This window comes from Gilliamella sp. App2-1 (assembly GCF_001690255.1).
GTDB classification, from domain to species: domain Bacteria; phylum Pseudomonadota; class Gammaproteobacteria; order Enterobacterales; family Orbaceae; genus Gilliamella; species Gilliamella apicola_G.
This window is the reverse complement of the sequence record NZ_LZGR01000065.1, coordinates 1-19,408: the sequence shown is the minus strand read 5'-3', so window position 1 is coordinate 19,408 and position 19,408 is coordinate 1. Positions and strand designations below refer to the sequence as shown.

The 19,408-nt window shown below is 35.3% G+C and carries 15 protein-coding genes and 1 pseudogene; 8 read left to right on the top strand and 8 right to left on the bottom strand.

Annotated elements, in window-relative coordinates; all coding sequences use genetic code 11:
* Positions 1-79: 79 nt before the first annotated feature.
* From A9G22_RS08935 to truC, 7 genes are all read left to right on the top strand, one after another.
* Positions 80-559: a YhcH/YjgK/YiaL family protein gene (locus A9G22_RS08935; RefSeq protein ID WP_065586145.1), complete on the top strand. Its 480-nt coding sequence runs from the start codon at positions 80-82 to the stop codon at positions 557-559.
* A 14-nt stretch (positions 560-573) separates the two neighbouring features.
* Positions 574-1,509 (top strand): sugar kinase, encoded by a 936-nt coding sequence (locus tag A9G22_RS08930; RefSeq protein WP_065586144.1) that lies wholly within the window; start codon positions 574-576, stop codon positions 1,507-1,509.
* Between the two features lie 234 nt (positions 1,510-1,743).
* A complete protein-coding gene (uvrA, locus tag A9G22_RS08925; RefSeq protein WP_141670032.1) occupies positions 1,744-4,584 on the top strand; it encodes an excinuclease ABC subunit UvrA in 2,841 nt (946 codons plus the stop codon).
* Between the two features lie 170 nt (positions 4,585-4,754).
* Positions 4,755-5,357, top strand: a complete 603-nt coding sequence (gene plsY, locus A9G22_RS08920; RefSeq protein ID WP_141670031.1) for a glycerol-3-phosphate 1-O-acyltransferase PlsY — start codon at positions 4,755-4,757, stop codon at positions 5,355-5,357.
* Between the two features lie 212 nt (positions 5,358-5,569).
* Positions 5,570-6,175 (top strand): recombination mediator RecR, encoded by a 606-nt coding sequence (recR, locus tag A9G22_RS08915; protein WP_075508732.1) that lies wholly within the window; start codon positions 5,570-5,572, stop codon positions 6,173-6,175.
* A 112-nt stretch (positions 6,176-6,287) separates the two neighbouring features.
* Positions 6,288-7,106: a pyridoxal phosphatase gene (locus tag A9G22_RS08910; protein WP_075508731.1), complete on the top strand. Its 819-nt coding sequence runs from the start codon at positions 6,288-6,290 to the stop codon at positions 7,104-7,106.
* A 23-nt stretch (positions 7,107-7,129) separates the two neighbouring features.
* Positions 7,130-7,837 carry a tRNA pseudouridine(65) synthase TruC gene (gene truC, locus A9G22_RS08905; RefSeq protein ID WP_065586139.1) on the top strand — a complete coding sequence of 236 codons (708 nt, stop codon included), beginning with the start codon at positions 7,130-7,132 and terminating at the stop codon, positions 7,835-7,837.
* A gap of 860 nt (positions 7,838-8,697) precedes the next feature.
* Here the strand turns inward: truC and A9G22_RS08900 are convergent.
* Together A9G22_RS08900 and crcB are read right to left on the bottom strand one after the other, a co-directional pair.
* Positions 8,698-9,096: a cell division inhibitor SulA gene (locus A9G22_RS08900; protein WP_075508730.1), complete on the bottom strand. Its 399-nt coding sequence runs from the start codon at positions 9,094-9,096 to the stop codon at positions 8,698-8,700.
* 106 nt (positions 9,097-9,202) lie between these two features.
* Positions 9,203-9,580, bottom strand: coding sequence for a fluoride efflux transporter CrcB (crcB, locus tag A9G22_RS08895; protein WP_075508729.1), 378 nt, complete (start codon positions 9,578-9,580; stop codon positions 9,203-9,205).
* Between the two features lie 310 nt (positions 9,581-9,890).
* On the opposite strand from crcB, the gene A9G22_RS08890 reads away from it, so the two are divergent.
* The gene (locus A9G22_RS08890) at positions 9,891-10,502 is read left to right on the top strand and encodes a riboflavin synthase (protein WP_065586154.1); all 612 of its coding nucleotides are present in this window, start codon (positions 9,891-9,893) and stop codon (positions 10,500-10,502) included.
* Between the two features lie 469 nt (positions 10,503-10,971).
* Here the strand turns inward: A9G22_RS08890 and A9G22_RS08885 are convergent, their stop codons facing one another.
* The 6 genes and pseudogenes from A9G22_RS08885 to A9G22_RS11665 all read right to left on the bottom strand — a co-directional run.
* A complete protein-coding gene (locus A9G22_RS08885; protein WP_065586136.1) occupies positions 10,972-12,096 on the bottom strand; it encodes a T6SS immunity protein Tli4 family protein in 1,125 nt (374 codons plus the stop codon).
* Complete coding sequence (locus A9G22_RS08880; protein WP_141670030.1) at positions 12,089-13,126, bottom strand: T6SS immunity protein Tli4 family protein; 1,038 nt, start codon at positions 13,124-13,126, stop codon at positions 12,089-12,091. Before A9G22_RS08880 ends, A9G22_RS08885 begins: the two co-directional genes overlap by 8 nt.
* 97 nt (positions 13,127-13,223) lie before the next feature.
* A complete protein-coding gene (locus A9G22_RS08875) occupies positions 13,224-14,975 on the bottom strand; it encodes an esterase/lipase family protein (RefSeq protein ID WP_065586134.1) in 1,752 nt (583 codons plus the stop codon).
* 17 nt (positions 14,976-14,992) lie between these two features.
* Positions 14,993-16,120, bottom strand: coding sequence for a hypothetical protein (locus A9G22_RS08870; RefSeq protein WP_065586133.1), 1,128 nt, complete (start codon positions 16,118-16,120; stop codon positions 14,993-14,995).
* Positions 16,121-16,179: 59 nt separating this feature from the next.
* Positions 16,180-16,887, bottom strand: coding sequence for a DUF2345 domain-containing protein (locus A9G22_RS11670; protein WP_255314946.1), 708 nt, complete (start codon positions 16,885-16,887; stop codon positions 16,180-16,182).
* A gap of 30 nt (positions 16,888-16,917) precedes the next feature.
* Positions 16,918-18,816: pseudogene (locus A9G22_RS11665) on the bottom strand (type VI secretion system Vgr family protein); the annotation flags it as partial.
* Between the last annotated feature and the right edge of the window lie 592 nt (positions 18,817-19,408).

The window sequence follows — 19,408 nt, the reverse complement described above, 5'->3', positions numbered from 1 at the left end:
ATGTGTTGTAAGGAATTTCTACAGCAATAATTTGATTATTAGTAATTATGATTAAGCAAGAAATTAAGGATTATTTAGTATGATTATAGGTAATATTAATCATTTAGGATTAGTTCCTTATCTGCCAGAAAAAATAAAACAATCAATTGAATATATTAAAGATAACGTTAACAGTAATACTCCCGTCGGGCGTTATGATATTGACGGCAATAATATGTTTTTTATGCTATCTGATAGTACATTGCGTCATATCCACGAAGCAAATCCAGAATATCATGAAAAATATATTGACGTTCAAATTGTTTTAGAAGGACAAGAGGGGATGGCTGTATGCACATTACCGCCATATACAAAAGTTTTAGATGATAGATTAACAGAAAATGATATTGCTTTTATTAAAACGCCAAATGAAGAAACCATATTAGTTTTACAACCGAACGATTTTATTGTATTTTTACCTCATGAAGTACATAAACCGCTTTGTACAATTGATGGCAAAATTGTAACGGTTCGGAAAGTTGTGGTAAAAATTGCATTTGATTATTTATATTTAAAATAAGGGCAGGTAAAACTATGACGGTAAAAATTGCTATTATTGGCGAGTGTATGATTGAATTGTCGATTAAACAAAATTCAACCAATCTTAACTTTGGAGGGGATACTCTTAACACTTCTGTTTATTTATCTAGATTACTAAAAAATAACGATTTTTCTATTCATTATGTGACAGGGCTTGGTATCGACCCTTTTAGTCAAGAGATGTTACAACGCTGGCAAAACGAGAAAATTAAAATAAATTTAGTGCAGAAAATGCCAGATAAAATGCCTGGCATTTATTCTATTGTCACTGATGAACTAGGTGAACGTTCATTTTATTATTGGCGCAGTGATGCTGCAGCTAAGTATTGGTTAAAGACAAACCAAACAGATAGTATCACACAAACAATTGCACAATATGAATATGTTTATTTAAGTGGCATTAGTATTGCTATTTTAGATGCTGAAAGTATCCTTAAATTATTAGAACTTTTAAAACGCGTTAAAGCTAATGGTGGTAAAGTTATTTTTGATAATAATTTCCGCCCACATTTATGGAATAGCCTTGATTTAGCACGTAGTGTTTATGCTGATATTCTTAGTTTTACGGATATTGCATTTTTAACTCTAGATGATGAAGATCTGTTATGGGGTGAATTATCTTGTGAGCAAGTAATTGAGAGGACTAAAAACTTTGGTGTCAAGGAAATTGTGATTAAACGCAGCAGTAATAGTTGCATCATTGAATCCAGTGAAGGGCGTTTTGAGGTGCCAGCAAATAGGGTAGCAAAATATAAAGTGATTGATACCACTGCTGCAGGTGATTCATTTTCTGCGGGTTACTTAGCGGCGCGTTTAACTGGAAGGGATCCAGTACGATCAGCATTACAAGGTCACTTAGTTGCAAGTGCGGTTATACAATATCGCGGTGCAATTATTCCTGTTGATGCCACGCCTAAATTAATGGATTAATTTAAATCTGCAAAAACGGCTATTGATAGCCGTTTTTTGGTTCTAGTAAAAATCAATGTTTTCAGTTGATTTTTTGTCAAAAAGTTTCAGAAAAGACTATGTTTTAATATAAAATTAGTCGAGCAGTAGATTCATCTATATAGTTGTATATTTCATCCAATATCACTGGTATAATATACAGTTAATTTTCTATTCAGTTTGTTTAAAAACACAAAAAAGAAGAGATCTATGTCAATCAAAGATATCGATATTCGTGGTGCACGAACACACAATCTTAAAAACATAAATGTAACTATTCCAAGAGATAAACTAGTTGTTATTACTGGGCTTTCAGGATCGGGTAAATCTTCGTTAGCATTTGATACTCTGTATGCTGAAGGGCAACGACGTTATGTTGAATCGTTGTCGGCATATGCTCGCCAGTTTTTATCATTGATGGAAAAACCTGATGTAGATCATATTGAAGGTTTATCGCCAGCTATTTCGATCGAGCAAAAATCGACTTCACATAATCCTCGCTCGACAGTTGGAACCATCACTGAAATTTATGATTACTTACGGTTGCTTTTTGCCCGAATTGGTGAGCCGCGCTGCCCAAATCATCATTTACCATTAGCAGCACAAACGGTGTCACAAATGGTCGATAGTATTATGGGATTACCTACTGAAAATCGTTATATGCTACTTGCTCCTGTGGTTATTGAACGTAAAGGTGAATTTGTTAAACTGTTTGAGCAACTAGCGGCTAGTGGTTATATACGAGTTAGAGTAGATGGTGATGTTTATGATCTTTCTGATCCCCCTATTCTTGAACTGCAAAAAAAGCATACCATTGAGGTTGTTGTTGACCGTTTTCGTATTCGTGACGATTTAAAGCTTCGTTTGGCCGAGTCGATTGAAACCGTGCTTTCAATTACTAATGGAATTGTTAAAGTAGCCAATTTGGATGATCCTCAAGCTGAAGAATATTTGTTTTCGGCTAATTTTGCTTGCCCAATTTGTGGTTACAGTATTTCAGAGTTAGAGCCGCGATTATTTTCATTTAATAATCCAGCTGGCGCATGTCCTGAATGTGACGGTTTGGGCGTGCAGCAATATTTTGATCAAAAACGTATTGTGCAAATGCCAGAAGTTTCATTAGCTGCGGGTGCGATTAAAGGTTGGGATCGTCGCAACTTTTACTATTTTCAGATGCTAAAATCATTAGCGGAGCATTATAAATTTGATATTGATAAACCGTATGAAAAATTACCTGGAAAGATAAAAGATATTTTATTAAATGGATCAGGTAAGACCGAAATTCAGTTTGTTTATTCAAACGATCGCGGTGATGTGGTTAAACGTAAACACCCATTTGAAGGAATTATTAATAATTTAGCTCGTCGCTATAAAGAAACTGAATCACAAACTATCCGCGAAGAGCTAGCAAAATATATTAGCCATCGACCGTGCCCTTGTTGCGGTGGCTCAAGGTTATGTACAGCAGCAAGAAATGTATTTATTAATGATACAAATCTACCAACAATTAGTGATTTAAGTACTCAGCAGGCTAAGGATTTTTTTGATAAGTTGACATTGAGTGGGCAAAGAGCTCAAATTGCCGAAAAAATCTTGAAAGAGATTAACGATCGTTTACAATTTTTAATTAATGTTGGACTGAATTATTTAACGCTGTCTCGTTCTGCTGAAACCCTATCAGGTGGCGAAGCACAGCGTATTCGATTAGCAAGCCAAATTGGCGCTGGACTGGTTGGAGTGATGTATGTGCTTGATGAGCCTTCTATCGGATTGCATCAACGTGATAACACTCGACTGATTGGCACTTTAACGCATTTACGTGATTTAGGTAATACGGTTATTGTGGTTGAACATGATGAAGAAGCTATCATGTCTGCCGATTATGTGATTGATATTGGTCCTGGTGCAGGTGTACATGGTGGTGAAGTCGTTGCACAAGGTACACCTAAACAGATCATGGCATGTAAAAAATCTTTAACAGGCCGATATTTATCTGGTAAAGAAAAAATAGAAGTTCCAACTATTCGCACCAAAGTTGATAAGCAAAAAATATTATCACTTATCGGCGCAACGGGCAATAATCTTAAAGATGTGACATTAAATATTCCAGTTGGATTATTTACTTGTATTACTGGTGTATCGGGCTCAGGGAAATCAACCTTAATTAATGATACCTTATATCCACTAGCCCAAAACGAACTCAATGGTGCCGAAAAAACTGAAATAGCGCCATATCAAGCTATTAAAGGGCTTAACCATTTTGATAAGGTCATTGCGATTGACCAAAGTCCAATCGGGCGGACACCACGTTCTAATCCTGCTACTTATACGGGATTTTTTACTTCTATCCGTGAACTTTATGCTGGTGTACCAGAATCCCGTGCACGAGGCTATAATCCAGGGCGATTTAGTTTTAATGTTAAGGGTGGGCGATGTGAAGCTTGCCAAGGTGATGGTTTAATTAAAGTTGAAATGCACTTTTTGCCGGATATTTATGTTCCTTGTGATCAGTGTCATGGCGCTCGTTATAATCGTGAGACCTTAGAAATCAAATATAAAGGTAAGTCTATTAACGAGATTTTGAATATGACCGTTGAGGAAGGGCGAGAGTTTTTTGATGCAGTGCCGATGATATCACGTAAGTTGCAAACATTGATTGATGTAGGGTTATCCTATATTACTATTGGTCAGTCAGCAACAACATTATCGGGAGGTGAAGCGCAACGAGTAAAACTTGCAAAAGAGTTATCTAAGCGAGATACTGGTCGCACTTTATATATATTAGATGAACCAACAACAGGTCTGCATTTTGCTGATGTTAAACAATTACTCATACAATTGCATTCATTGCGGGATAAGGGGAATACCATTGTTGTCATTGAGCATAATTTGGATGTGGTCAAAACGGCCGATTGGATTGTTGATTTAGGACCAGAAGGTGGTAACGGTGGAGGAGAAATTATCGCCGAAGGGACGCCTGAAGAGGTTGCTAAATCTAAACATTCTTTCACTGGAAAATATTTAAAACCTTTGTTGGAAAAACAAAAAGCTAAGTAGCATAACATTATTACCACTTAGCATATATAGGATGGGCGAAGTGTAATACCCAGATCTTTTATATTTTTAATAAATAGCGAAAATAGGCAAAATATAGCTTTATAATGTGTTTGTTTTATTGCTTGAAGTTTAATTATTAGCAGAAAGTGGCAAATGAAAGGAGTTGTATTTTGACATTACAAATTGTATTGATGAGCATAATTGCCTATTTTTTGGGATCACTTTCTGGTGCAATGATTATCAGCCGTATCATGCGCCTGCCTAATCCTTCAGAACACGGTTCGCACAATCCCGGAGCAACCAATATTTTACGACTTAATGGCAAATTACCTGCCATTTTTGTTTTAATCTTTGATATGTTAAAAGGTACAATTCCGGTTTATATATCTTATCGGCTTGGTATTACTCCTTTCTTTTTAGGTATTATTGGTATTTTTGCTTGTTTAGGGCATATCTTTCCCTGTTTTTTTCATTTTCATGGTGGTAAAGGTGTTGCAACTGCATTAGGTATGATGGCTCCTATCGGGTTTGATTTTACAGCTTGCTTTATTTTGACTTGGTTGTTTACCCTATTAATAACTGGGTATTCATCAGTAGCCTCAATTGTTGGTTTTCTTATGGCATCATTTTATGTTTGGTTATTCAAACCTGAGCTTACCTTACCGGTTGCAATGCTTTCATGTTTGATTATTATTCGTCACAATAGTAACATTACACGCCTTTTAAAGGGTGAAGAAATGAAAAGTTATGATCGTGGCAAGAACAAAAAATAGTCATAAACTTATACGCAATAGGTATAAATCTAACGATTCGCTTTTGTAAAGCTATTGCAAACTAAACATGATTGTATCTACTAATATTTTTGTAAGTTTTTTTCAATTTTTATCATTATTAAATTAAAATAATAGAATAATTGTTGTTTGATAGATTTTGGAAAGAAGGTATTATTAATCTAAAAAACAAATTGTGAGAGCCAAATAAATTCATGCAAATAAGTCCATTATTAGAATCACTTATGGAAGCACTGCGCTGTTTACCTGGCGTTGGTCCCAAATCAGCGCAACGTATGGCCTTTCATTTATTACAACGGAATCGACAAGGTGGCATTAAATTAGCTCATGAGCTACATGAAGCAATGATAAATATAGGTCATTGTAAAGAATGTCGAACCTTTACTGAACAAGAAGTCTGCACTATTTGCGCAAATTATCGTCGTCAAGACAGCGGGCAACTTTGTGTAGTCGAAACGCCTGCAGATATAGTTGCTATTGAACAAACAGGGCAGTATAGTGGACGTTATTTTGTATTATTAGGTCATTTATCTCCATTAGATGGTATTGGTCCAAATGATATTGGACTTGATTTATTGAAAAACAAATTAGCATCAGAATCGATCAGCGAAGTTATTTTAGCCACTAATCCGACCGTTGAAGGTGATGCAACCGCCAATTATATTGCTCAGATGTGTGCAGAGTTTAATGTAATAGCAACACGAATAGCGCATGGTGTTCCAGTTGGGGGAGAGCTCGAAATGGTCGATGGTACCACCTTATCGCATTCGTTTGTTGGACGCCAAAAAATTGAATTTTAAATTTAATGTGAAGTTTTAATACCAGCTTGTAAACTCAATGTTTAACTAATTATTTGGTTTAAATGTTTAGCTAAACTTTAGAGCAGAAGTTAGAAATAAAAAGAGGGATCATATGAAGTATAAAGCTGTTGCCTTTGATATGGATGGTACGTTACTAGCCAGTAACCGTTTAATTTTGCCAGAAACAGTTGAGATGATAAAAAAAATCAGTGCTAAAGGTGTGAAAGTCATTTTAGTATCGGGGCGTCATCATTCTGTAATTTATCCTTATTACTATCAACTCAAATTATCAACGCCAGCAATTTGCTGTAATGGATCTTATGTCTATAATTTTGAAAAAAAAGAGGCTTTTGCAGCTAAACCAATGACTAAAGATCAAGCACGAATGCTATTAAAACTGGTCAATCAATATGGTATTCATACTTTAATTTATACTGATCAAATGATGACTTATGAAGTATTAGATGATCATTTAGAAGGTTTTTTTAAATGGGTTAAATCATTACCAGATTTTTTACAACCAGAAATTCAAAAAGTAGATAGTTTTGAAAAGGTTATTGATCAGGCAGGTGCTATTTTTAAATTTGCAACAAGTAGTCATAACATCCCTGCGCTACAACAATTTTCAGATACAGTGGATTCGTTAGATGTGTTTTCGTGTGAATGGTCTTGGTCAAATCGAGCGGATGTTGCAGTTAAAGGAAATACCAAAGGAAATGGTTTAACTCATTGGGCTGAGCACGAAGATATTAATTTAAGTGAAATAGTCGCTTTTGGTGATAGTTATAATGATATAAGTATGTTATCTAGTGCTGGGTTAGGAATTGCGATGGGTAATGCCGATGACGAAGTAAAAGCCAAAGCAAATTATGCCATTGGTGATAATAATAGCCCAAGTATAGCTACAGAACTTGAAAAACTATTTTTATAATTGATTTTTTAGTAAATTAATCCATGTTTGAAATTCTTTATCAAGATGATGTCTTAATTGCCATCAACAAGCCATCAGGGTGGCTTGTGCATCGCAGTTGGTTAGATAAAAATGAAACCGTGGTTGTTATGCAAACCTTGCGAGATCAGATTGGTCAACATGTGTTTCCTGTACATCGACTCGATAGACCAACTTCAGGCGTATTATTGTTCGCCTTATCCAGCAAAGTTGCACGTTTAATGTCTGAACAATTTTTGACCAAAAAAATTGAAAAAAACTATTATGCAATAGTGCGTGGTTATGTTGAGGGTGAAGCAGTGATTGATTACCCTTTAGTTGAAGAATTAGACAAAATCGCTGATAAATTTTCTCACAAAAATAAATCTGCACAAGATGCAGTGACTTTTTATCGAGGGATTAGCAAAATTGAAGTTCCGATTAAAGTTGGTAAATTTGATACTGCAAGATATAGTTTTATTGAATTAAAACCAAAAACGGGTCGTAAACATCAATTACGTCGCCATATGAAGCACATTTTTCATCCTATCTTAGGAGACAGTAAACACGGTGATCTTCATCAAAATCGAGCATTTACCGATTATTTCGGTATTAAAAGATTAATGCTTCATGCCAGTGTATTAAAATTTACGCATCCAATTGAGCAAAAGCAAATGACAATAAATGCTCAATTGGATTCAAGTTGGAAAAATATCTTATTAAAATTTAAGTAATACTATTTCCTAAAATAGTACAACCCAAAACTAGAACATTTTCTATGCTAAAAGTAAGGGGGGTATTTACAAATAATATTCAATCAACTTTAATCGTTTTTTGCTGTATGGCGAGGTTAATCTCAATTTCTCATTTCTCAAATTTTTTTAGGGAATTATAGATTTTAACTAATTTATTAAAATGCAGTATGATATTCGCGATTAAAAATATATACCTAGTGATTCAACAGATTTTAATACCTTCCACAACATATGCAGGTGTAAAAAACGAAATTATGTTATTTCGATCAGTGATGGCTCTGAAATATTTATGATACTTAAAAATATCTGGAAACTTGATGATCAGCATGTAATATCACAATCACAATGGATAGCTAAAACAGTCATTAATCAAACCAAACAAGATGCAATGAGTATTTGATTGGATCTATGATAATCAAAATCACCTAAATTTTACTTAGCCATAAGTCTATTGTACAAATAAAGGGGCATATGGAAAAACAGACAATATAAATTAATGATTTACCTTTATCAAAATATATTAAGTGGGAAAACTGTAATGAAAAAGCTTGTTTCTATTCCATTAATGATGATGGGGTTTCTTATAGGTACTTATTAAGCAGCGTGTACAACCAAATTACTATATGCGTTTACTTTTTTAAAGCTTAAACGGTCTTTAGTGTATAAAAACATCATTACCATTGGCGAATATTATTGGATTCCCATACTCGATTATTTAGTTTTTCCCCACAATTGGTAAACTATTTAAAGCCTTTTGCTTCTAACTAGTAGCAACAGGAGAACAAAATAAAACAGCGATAAACTGTAGGGTAGGATAATAAATTGGTTATCACTCCCAGTTAGTGGTATTGAATTAGCTGTTCACATTGTTGATCGTTAACCAAAAGCAGACAGGTATCACTTAATGATACCGCTTGTTGCAAGCGAGCCTTATCTTGTTCATTAAGATCATTGATGCAGGCAACCACATAGCTGCAGGTTTTGCTTTGTAAGGCTTTTTCAATGGTTGATACTAGGTTTGAGCTATTTAAATTTGCCAGATGAATCACTTTGTGTTTATCTAAACCTGCACTATTAACCCATGAACGTTTTAACATTCGTCGGTTGGAGAGCCATAATTGCCATTTTTTAGCTTTATTAAATGATTTTAATAAAGGGCGTTGTTGTTGCAATACCTGTTGAAAAGGTGACTCAAAATTAACAGCCATGAGTTGTGGTGTTGAATGTTCAATAAGCATAATAATCTCGATACTGTGTTTGTATACAGTGTATATTAATACAGTATTTTGCGGTTGTAAACTTTCTTTGTAATCATTTTTTATATTATCTATAAATAGTACAACTTTAAGAGCGCAACCATTGATATGACATGATTCCTAAAAAAGTCATTAAAACGGAACCAATAACATGTATAAATATGGTTACTAATCCCCACAATATTCGACCTTCTTGTAAAAAATTAACGATTTCGGCTGAAAAAGTTGAAAAGGTCGACAGTCCACCACAAAAACCCGTTATTACAAGTAAACGCCATTCGGCTGAAAGGGTAGAATGATTAAAAAAGGCAATAGCAAAGCCAATAATATAGCCTGCGACCAAATTAGACAGTAGTGTGCCTAGCGGAATCGCAAAAGCAATAATATTTAATTTAAGCGATAAAAACCAACGCAATAACCCCCCCGCCACAGAGCCGACTGAAATGGCTAGAATAAGTTTCAACATAGATAATCCTTAATTAGCAAAAGTGAAATCCAACTGCATAAAGATAAAATATATCCTTTTACATGCAATAATTAATTCTTTAAGGTAAGCCTCACTTTAATTAACAAAAAATTTAGACTGATCATAACGATAGGAGCTAGAAACGAATATCGTTTGATCCAAATTTTATATTTGTTTTAGTTGAATAATAATAATACATAAAGACAGGTCTTAATATTATTTGTCTATACAATTAATTTAATCATTAGGAAATTATGATTTGATTAGGCTAAAATAGCCATTAAAAATTGATATAGCAAAGGGGAAAATGGTGTTTACGGGAATTGTACAGGGTGTAGGTCAAATTATTGATATTAAAGACAAAGCTAAATTAAGAACATATAAAGTCAAATTACCGCATCAATTAACCGATAAAATTGAAATTGGCGCTTCAATTGCCAATGATGGTTGCTGCTTAACTGTAACAGGCTTTGATAAAGATGTTGTGTCGTTTGATATTATGGAAGAAACTCTTGCATTAACTACATTGGGTGATAAAAAAATCAATGATTATGTCAATATCGAGCGTAGCGCCAAATATGGTGATGAAATTGGTGGGCATGTGATGTCAGGGCATATCTCTTGCACTGCAACCATTATTGATATACAAAAAACCGCCACGAATTGTGAAATGACATTACAATTGCCGAAAAAATTTATGAAATATGTATTATATAAAGGCTTTATAGGAATTGACGGCGCCAGCCTGACGGTTGGACAGGTAAAAATAGATAGTTTTACTATTCACTTAATTCCCGAAACGTTAGCCATTACTACTTTAGACGAAAAAAAAGTAGGGGATAAAGTCAACATTGAAATTGATTCTCAAACTCAAGCCATTGTTGATACAGTTGAACGGGTATTAACTACAAGAGAACGGTAAGATAGCTAATGATTATCTCGTTCGATAGCATACTTTTTCTTGTAATAGAAAATTAATAATATTGTTTATCCTGAACGATAAGTTTTTTATTGGATGATTAATATTAATCCAATAAAATTCTCTTTTCGTTGTTTTTTCATGGTTAATTATTTTATTGGATAATTACTTTTAAATACAACTCATCTTTGGTATTTTCTTTTTTTGCTAGGTAAAATAAAGTAATCATCATTATTTTTTTGATAAATAAATATTTGCCGTAATTATTTTCAATAATAACAGCGGCCTTAAATTTTTTCGTGTTTGCATAAATAAATGTAAATATTTTCTCTTTAGAATAAAGCTATATAAAAATTAATTTGTTATTGATGCTTTATTACTAGAACAACTCTCAAAAATAATAACCATTTATTTTTTATTTATTTTGATGGCGTCTCAAATTACCGTAAATAACGCAAGTACTTTCTAAAGTTTATTCATTTTCAAAAGAGCTTTCCCTTATTCTAATGCTATTAGTGATTTCTTGCCAAAACACCATTAGTTGATCTTTGCTATACGCCTGTCTAGGATCTAAAGGAGGTTTGTAGTACATTTCTAAACGTAATTGTGGTGTTTTATAGGTTGGGTCGGTCATATGAATCCCCAGCGAAAATACATATCCCCAATCATCGGAATAGAAACCTTTTTTATCAAGAAAAAACTGACCTTTTGCTATCCATTCTTCTAGCAGTAACCCATTACTCTTACGCGTCCCTTTATAGATAGTATGTCCTCGGCCTTGCGTAACATAACCTTCTGGCTTATCAAGTAATGCATAACCTTCTTTAAAATCATTATAATCGATACTAAAATAAAAATTATCGATTGTATTATGCAAATAGATAAACCCCATATCTTTCCATTCACGATCTTCTCCTTGCATAAAACCGTGCAAAAAACAAAACCCAGGTGTTGTTGGGATAGTTAAATCATCGCGCAGCTTAATCCGGTCAAACAGTTTATACATCTCTGTTAATTTTTGGGGCACGTTATTACCATAGGATTCAGGATCAATTTGCCTATCTTTAGTATATTGTTCGCCTAAGCCATTTTGTGCTTTCATTTCGATCTTTAACGTTACTTCATCTTGCCAGCGATAACCTTCTAACACTCTAAGAATATCAGCAGTACCAATACTTTCCATACGTTCAAAAACAATGCCTTGCATCTTTTCTGGGTCATTTGTATCTACGGAATAAATGGCCTTTAAATAATCACCATCCCTTGGATCAACTGGTTTAGTATTTTTCAACTCTTGCTCACGCCGAGCTATCATCTGTTTAAAAGGGGGTAAGTATTGTTGCTTAGTGGCAATGGTTATAACATAATTACGTTGGTAATCAAAATATCCCTCTTCATTGACTTTAAATTCAGCAGGCAAATCAATTAAATAGGTGCCAATACAGCGTGTTGCTCTCTTTTCTAATAACTTATTTACTTGTTGCTGTTGTGTTGATGATAATTTAATCATACGAATATCTTGGTTAAAGATCTGATAACAGATTAAAACGATCAGCACCAACAAACCAACAATAAAACCACAGTAATATTTATTCATTTTCAAAAGAGCTTTCCCTTATTCTAATGCTATTAGTGATTTCTCGCCAAATGACCATAAGTTGCTTTTCACTATATGCTTGTGTTTCATCATCTGGGATTTTGTAGTACATTTCTAAACGTAATTGTGGTGTTTTATAGGTTGGGTCGGTCATATGAATCCCCAGCGAAAATACATATCCCCAATCATCGGAATAGAAGCCTTCTTCATTAAGGAGAAATTGCCCTTTTGCTATCCAGTCTTCTAGCAGTAACCCATTACTCTTACGCGTCCCTTTATAGATAGTATGTCCTCGGCCTTGCGTAACATAACCTTCTGGCTTATCAAGTAATGCATCACCTTCTTTAAAATCGTTATAATCGATACTAAAATAAAAATTATTGATTGTATTATGCAAATAGATAAACCCCATATCTTTCCATTCACGATCTTCTCCTTGCATAAAACCGTGCAAAAAACAAAACCCAGGTGTTGTTGGGATAGTTAAATCATCGCGTGGCTTAATCCGGTCAAACAGTTTATGTAACTCAGCTAATTTTTGTGGCACGTTATTACCATAGGATTCAGGATCAATTTGCCTAGCTTTGGCATATTTTTCGCCAGACCCATCGTCTGCTTTTATTACAATTTTTAAGGTGACTTCATCCTGCCAGCGATATCCTTCCAATATTCTGGCTACGTCAGGTGTACCAATACTTTCCATACGTTCAAAAATAATGCCTTGCATTTTATCGGGGTTATTGGTGTGCACTAGATACACGTGTTTTAGATAATTGCCATCAAGAGGATCAACCGGTTTAGTATTTCGCAACTCTTGCTCACGCCGAGCTATCATCTGTTTAAAAGGGGGTAAGTATTGTTGATTTGTGGCAATGGTTATAATAGAATTACTTTGATAATCAAAATATCCCTCTTCATTGACTTTAAATTCAATGGGTAAGTCGATTAAATAGGTGCCAATACAGCGTGTTGCGCTCTTTTTTAATAACTCATTTACTTGTTGCTGTTGTGTTGGTGATAATTTAGTCATACGAATGTCCTTATGAAATATCTGACAACTGGTTAATACGGTTAGCGCGAATAGACCTGCAATAAAACCGAAATAATATTTATAAAATTTAGTTAAATTAATCATTTATTTTTACCTTATACATAATGTCAACAATGGCTCGAAGGGTGAACTCTTGACTGATTTCACTTTTATAAGCGGGTTCATGGCCAACCGGTAAACGCATTCGTGCTTTTAAATAATCAATTGATATTTCGCCAGATCGCTGCGATACGGTGCCATCACCATTACCATCTGCGGGTAATAGCGTGTATTTTTCATTTATATCTCCATTTTGGAGGGTTCTTATTTCCACTAACTCTTTTAAATTAAGCCGATTTTTATCACCAATATGGTTGGCTGACGCCTTTTTTTTGCTTACCATCACAGAACCTTGCCAGTGGGCGATTTGATAAGTCAACGACTCTGTTTTAATATTATTAGCATCCTTTTCAAGGCCAAAAAAAGCATAAGTGTTAGGATGATATTTGTTGGCAATAGCTGAATTAAACGGATTTACCTTTCTATTTATAATATTCTTATAGCTTTTCCAATCCTTTTGCATTTGTTGCGAATTATGGTCAGTATTAAATGGATTAATCAAATGGGGCTCACAGACGCACCACCATTTATCTTTGGCTAAATAGATTTCTGCATAAGGATCAGTTTTAGGATAGGATTCTGGTTTACCGTTAGGATCTGTGATCGTGAGCCAACCCATACCATATTCTGGCGAGGGTAATAACTGGAGTGGTCCTGGCGCTTGTGCACAAACTGCGGTCATTTCTGCGGCATCCTTGCCTAAAACATTGACCGTTATCAAATTACTTATGCTATTATCTCCATTAACTTCTGTGCCCCGCTTCATTCGTGTGTAGGCAGCAACGGCGCCCGTAGCTGGCTGTACACCATTGATTACTCCGTAGACTTTGTTCCGACCATTTAATGCTTCAGTATAATAACGGGCAACTAATCCCCCCATAGAGTGAGTGACCAAAATCACTTTATCACAGGTTTTTCCACGCTTTTTATAGTATTTGGGTAAGGTCACTTCAACAAGTTTTTTTAACGCCATAGCGCTATCTTCATTAGATTGTAACCAGTTATACCCCATTGCATGTATGGGAAAATAAAATTTTTCGCAATGTTGAATTTGCTTTTCATCTAACTCTAGTGACGATTTTGAACCCTCATCTAATGAAAATGAAGGCGGTTTTGTTAAATCATTTAAAATAGTTGATAAGTGACCATTTGGTTCAAATAAGATTTTTTGTAATAATTCTAAAAATTCACCATAACTAATATAACCTACTGTCCCCCAACCTCGTGCTTGTCGCGAACCAAAAAGTCTGTTTTCAAGGTTACTATTTATTGCTTTTTGGATTTTTTTTTTTTGTTCTCGGTTAAGGCGACGCTTTTCATTCCGTTGACTTTTATCATTACCTAATAATTGTATCTTTAAATTATATTCATTTTTAATTCGAGCGACCTCTTCGGCTGCCGCATCAACCACAGTGCCACGATCATCAACTTCTGTTTTTTCAGGATCAAGTTCTAATTTTCGTGCTTTAGCATCACCATAATACGGTAATGACCAGCCAATAACCGATGTTTCATCATCTAAACGCCAAACCGGTTTAGAGTTATTAGTCTCTATCGATTTTACTTTCTTTTTATCTGTTTTTTCTTTTAAATTACTGCCCATCACACCAGGAATAAAGATAATCGGTACAATAAGTCGTTCTTTTTCAAGATATAAACCTTGTATGGTATTTTCTGATGTTGGAACGGTATTATATAAATACGTGGCTTGCTGATTATTGTTAGTCATGTTGTTTTCTACCTATTCTATTCTTGTAGCAATTTTTTAAAAGTAATTAGCTGTATATAGACTTTATTTTCATATTGGCTAATAACGAGTTGCTCTTGAGAAGAAGCACTAACACAACCGCTTGCCATCGTTAACGCTAAATACTTTGTCAATTCTGTGGGTTTGGCAAAAGTTAAATCTATATCATGAATTAGATTTTCTTTATTTTCACCAATATCTAATTTATGCCTTTCAATGTTAAATTGAGTGCGATTTTTTGGGTCTAATCCAGAAATCCAAACATCTTTAACATTTTGAGCAGAAAGTTGTGTATAAGTAAAAAACTGATTGATATCAGCTGATAAATCGTCCTGAGCGATCATCAAACGACCTAACCAAGATTTTGCTTGTAGCTTTTTAGTATTCATTAATGATTCTGCACCAATTAACATAGCACTGATAAATTTACTGTGATGATGGTAGGTTCTATCACTATATTGGCATACTAATATTAGCGATAATTCTATATTATCTGGCTCTTCATAAAGTATTGACATCCATACCGAATAATCCATTACTGGTTCGGGATATAAATCCCAACGTTGAAATATGGCTTCTAGCAGATCATCGTCATCAATGAGTGCTTTAGGTATGTAGATATGCGTTAAATAGTGACGATAATTAGGGCATTGTTGTTCTAAGTTTTGCATTACTTCATCAAGAAACCAATAGGGTTTAGTCGAGGCAGTCAAATTAAATAGGGGTCTTGCTTTTTCAGGATAAAGAGGAATTTGTTCAAGATCACCTGTTAAAGCTTTTATGCCATTTTGTTCTGCACAGATCAGATAACTCCCAAATATAGGTATTTGTTGCTTACTCCAATTTTGCCAAAATAGGGTTGATTCTTGATTTAGTTCTGTGATTCTTTCATTATAAGCATGCTCAGAAATGTTAATTAATAAACAAGATGCAAGTATCATTATCCATAAAAAAAACGGAACACCAATAGCCAGAAACCAAAATAAAAGGTAGTCTGAGCCATCATAGGTAAAAACAGTTATTATAAAACCAGCTAAAATTAAAAATAATAAACTCATCCCCCATAATAGATAATTTGGTTTTTTAATTGGTTGATAGCTTAATAATTTAGAAGTTTCCCAGCCCATTAATATGTTTCCTGCTATTTATATATTTGTGATCATGATTTAAATTAGTAATACGATGTTTAATTTTTTGTTTCTGGCTCAATCACAATAGTTATTGGCTCAACAAATTGACTGTATTGTGCAGGTAGCATTCCATTTTCATCGGTTACTGCTTCTATTTCACTATTATCAGCTCGAATAATTCTTACCTTTCGGTTTTTTATAACAGAATTATCATGTTGCCAACGTAATTGCGAATGAAATGAATAATGGCTACTTTTTTGTTTATTCATCATTTGACTTAAACTATCGGCACCCAATTTTTGCCATGTTGCTGATTTATTAATAATATTATCTGGCGCGCCAATCTCGACTGACCCATCAGCAAGTCGAATATAGGCACCTGCGCAAGTAAAAATGAGCTCTTGTTTAGCTGAAATAACAGTTCGCCCTTGTTGACTAACAATTGAGATATCTTTTTGTGCACTTAATGACATATCGTCATTTTGTGCTTGAATATCTACTTTGCCATGGGATGCAAATAATTTAATTCCCATTTTTTGGGCAAATAAACTAATGGTCTCGCCAGCTGCTACCATAAATTTCCTTAATACGCTAATATCTGTGTGCTTATAACTGGATAGTATTAGATTTTCACCGGAAGAAAGTTGAATGCTTTTTGGCGTCACTTGAGCAATACCTTTAGGGGATGAAAGTAGAATTGAAGCTGCTTTTAATTCTTCAAGAGACTGAGTTAATAATTTCTTTTGTGTTTCTAAATCAGCCAACTCAGCCTCGGCTTGTTTTGCCGCATCTTGTAGCGCAGATACCAAATTAAGAGCATTATTGAGTTGCTCATTTGCTTGTTGCATATTTAGCTGAATATCTTGCGCTTTATATTGTTCGTCAGAGGTAATAAAAAGCCCTTTTCCCGCTCTTATCGCCCCCCATTCGTCGGTGCGCAGCTCAAAGCCTTCACCGCGGGGTTGTTTTTTATTATCGACCAAATGCCCCAAATTAAGTTGGGTTTTGCCGTATTCGGTGGCCAGTTTAATATGCTCTTGCCCGCGTTTATCATCCATGCGCAGTTTGTTATTAGCCGGCGTGCGAATCACATTGCGGTGTTTGTTAATGGTGGTGATAGGGTCAGGGTGAGCACTGTCATGCATCGCATGGGCGATATACGGCCTATCGGGATTACCCTGCATAAAGGCAATGGCCACTTCGGTGCCATCAATTAACGGGAAGTGAAAGCCATAGGTGTTACCCGCATACGGTTTGGCTAAGCGTACCCATAAGCTTTCGGTGCCACTTTTCCATTGTTTCAGGTCAACATTAAATTTAACTCGATAGCGTCCTTGGGTATCAATATAGCCATAGGTGTCATTGTCGGGGCTGGTGACCCTTGCCGGTAACGTACCACTGACTTGTGGCCAGCGTATGGGCGCAGGGCGATAAGGTTTTAAGGGGTGATAAGGAATGGCGGTAAAGGTGAGTTCATAGGCATCAGTGCGATTACCTTGCCCCTGTACACTTAAAATAATGATACCGTCATTAATATCTGCTAGCGGACTGCCGTTGATATTAATCCATTGACCGGGGGCAAGGTGATAGCGGTTACTCTTGCCTTTGAGGATAATTTTTTGGCTAATCGCCTGTTCATGGCGAATACGCGCATACCACTGACCGCTTTCAATCTGATTGTCGTCATGCGTATTATTCTCATTAGAATTATTGCCGTTATCACGATTATCATCACCACGAGTTTGTGGATTTTCCTGTCCGTTGCTATCTAAGCCTTGATAGTGCTCGGCATAGCGGTAGTCGCAGCCATAGGTGGTCAGGTCTTTGGGTTGGGTGTTAACTTCCCCCTGTAAATCGGCGAGGGCATCACGGTAGTTATAGTCTTGTACCTTGACTGAGGAGACCACCACTTCGCTATGCAGGCTGATATCCCACACACTTTCAACGCCACTATCTGCCATGCCACTGGGGGGCTTATCGTCAATATTAGCCACCTGCGCATAGCCTTGCTCATAATCACTTAACACCATTACATCACAGTGGCGCTCGGCGTGGGTTTCAAAGCGAAACCAGATACCCACATCGGCCAATAAGCGTTGAATAAATTCAAGGTCACTTTCTTGCCACTGCGTGATAAACTCCCGCTCAGGATAGCTCTCTTTTAACTCTAGACGGTAATCAATGCCCGTCAAACCATGACTGCGCAGCACTTCTTCAACTACACTCACCACGCTTTGCTGTTAAAATATGGCACTATGTTGCCCAATAGCCAGCCGTGCTAAACACGAAGATAATACCACCTGATAATGAGCTTCCTCTTTATTGACCGATAACTGACTAAACTCAGTAATCACCCCATGCAAGGTGCGTTTATCATTCACCGACGGTAAGTCACTTAATGATGAGATTGTTGACATTACGCTTTGATACGGTTGATGGATAACAGGATTAAAAGAGAATGTGGCTTTTTGATTAAGCACGGAATCAATGGATAACGCTTTGTCAGAGCTGGTAAACGTAATCACATAACGCCAAGGCTGGTTTAACGACTCATTACCGTCAACATGCCAAACCGAAATCGGCGAGCGCAGCCCCTCAACAGTTAAGCTATAGCGATTATGGCTAACGCCCCCTAAACCCGTCACTAATCCGTCCCCAAATTCACCGATTAAGGGATTAAGCGTGTTGTCCATATTGTTTTCCTATTTTCCCTAAAATCTCTCTATTGTATGGCTAATGAGGTGATTGGCTTATCGTTATTTATAGTATTGTTTTAAGCATAAACGATAATGGAAACAGAGTATAAACCATTTTAACGCAACGTTAACCTTTTTAATCAATACTTTTGCTTAATATCAATAATATCTGTTAACTAAACGAGTATCTGGTAGCTGCTTAACGCCTTTATTTAAAAAGCGATTTAAGCAACGCCATACTTTATTAAGTATATTTTTTAACCTGTTAAATGAAAAATAATTTTATGCTGAAGCGGTATAGATTTTTGGATATGTTAACCAGAAATTCCGTCTTTTTTAATAAAGAAAAGCTCAGTTTTATTGCTGACTGTGCTATAACTATATGAAATTTAAAGATTAATTGGTAGAATGAAAAATCCTAATATTCCCTCTATTTTATTCTAATATTACTTTAATAAAAACAATGCATTATAAAATCATTGTTATTATTAAAATCATTGAAAAAGTTGGTGGAAATTTGGTGTTAAATATTTTAATAATAAAACAATGTGTTATAATTGGAGTGTTCCCTATACACATAGGGATAAAC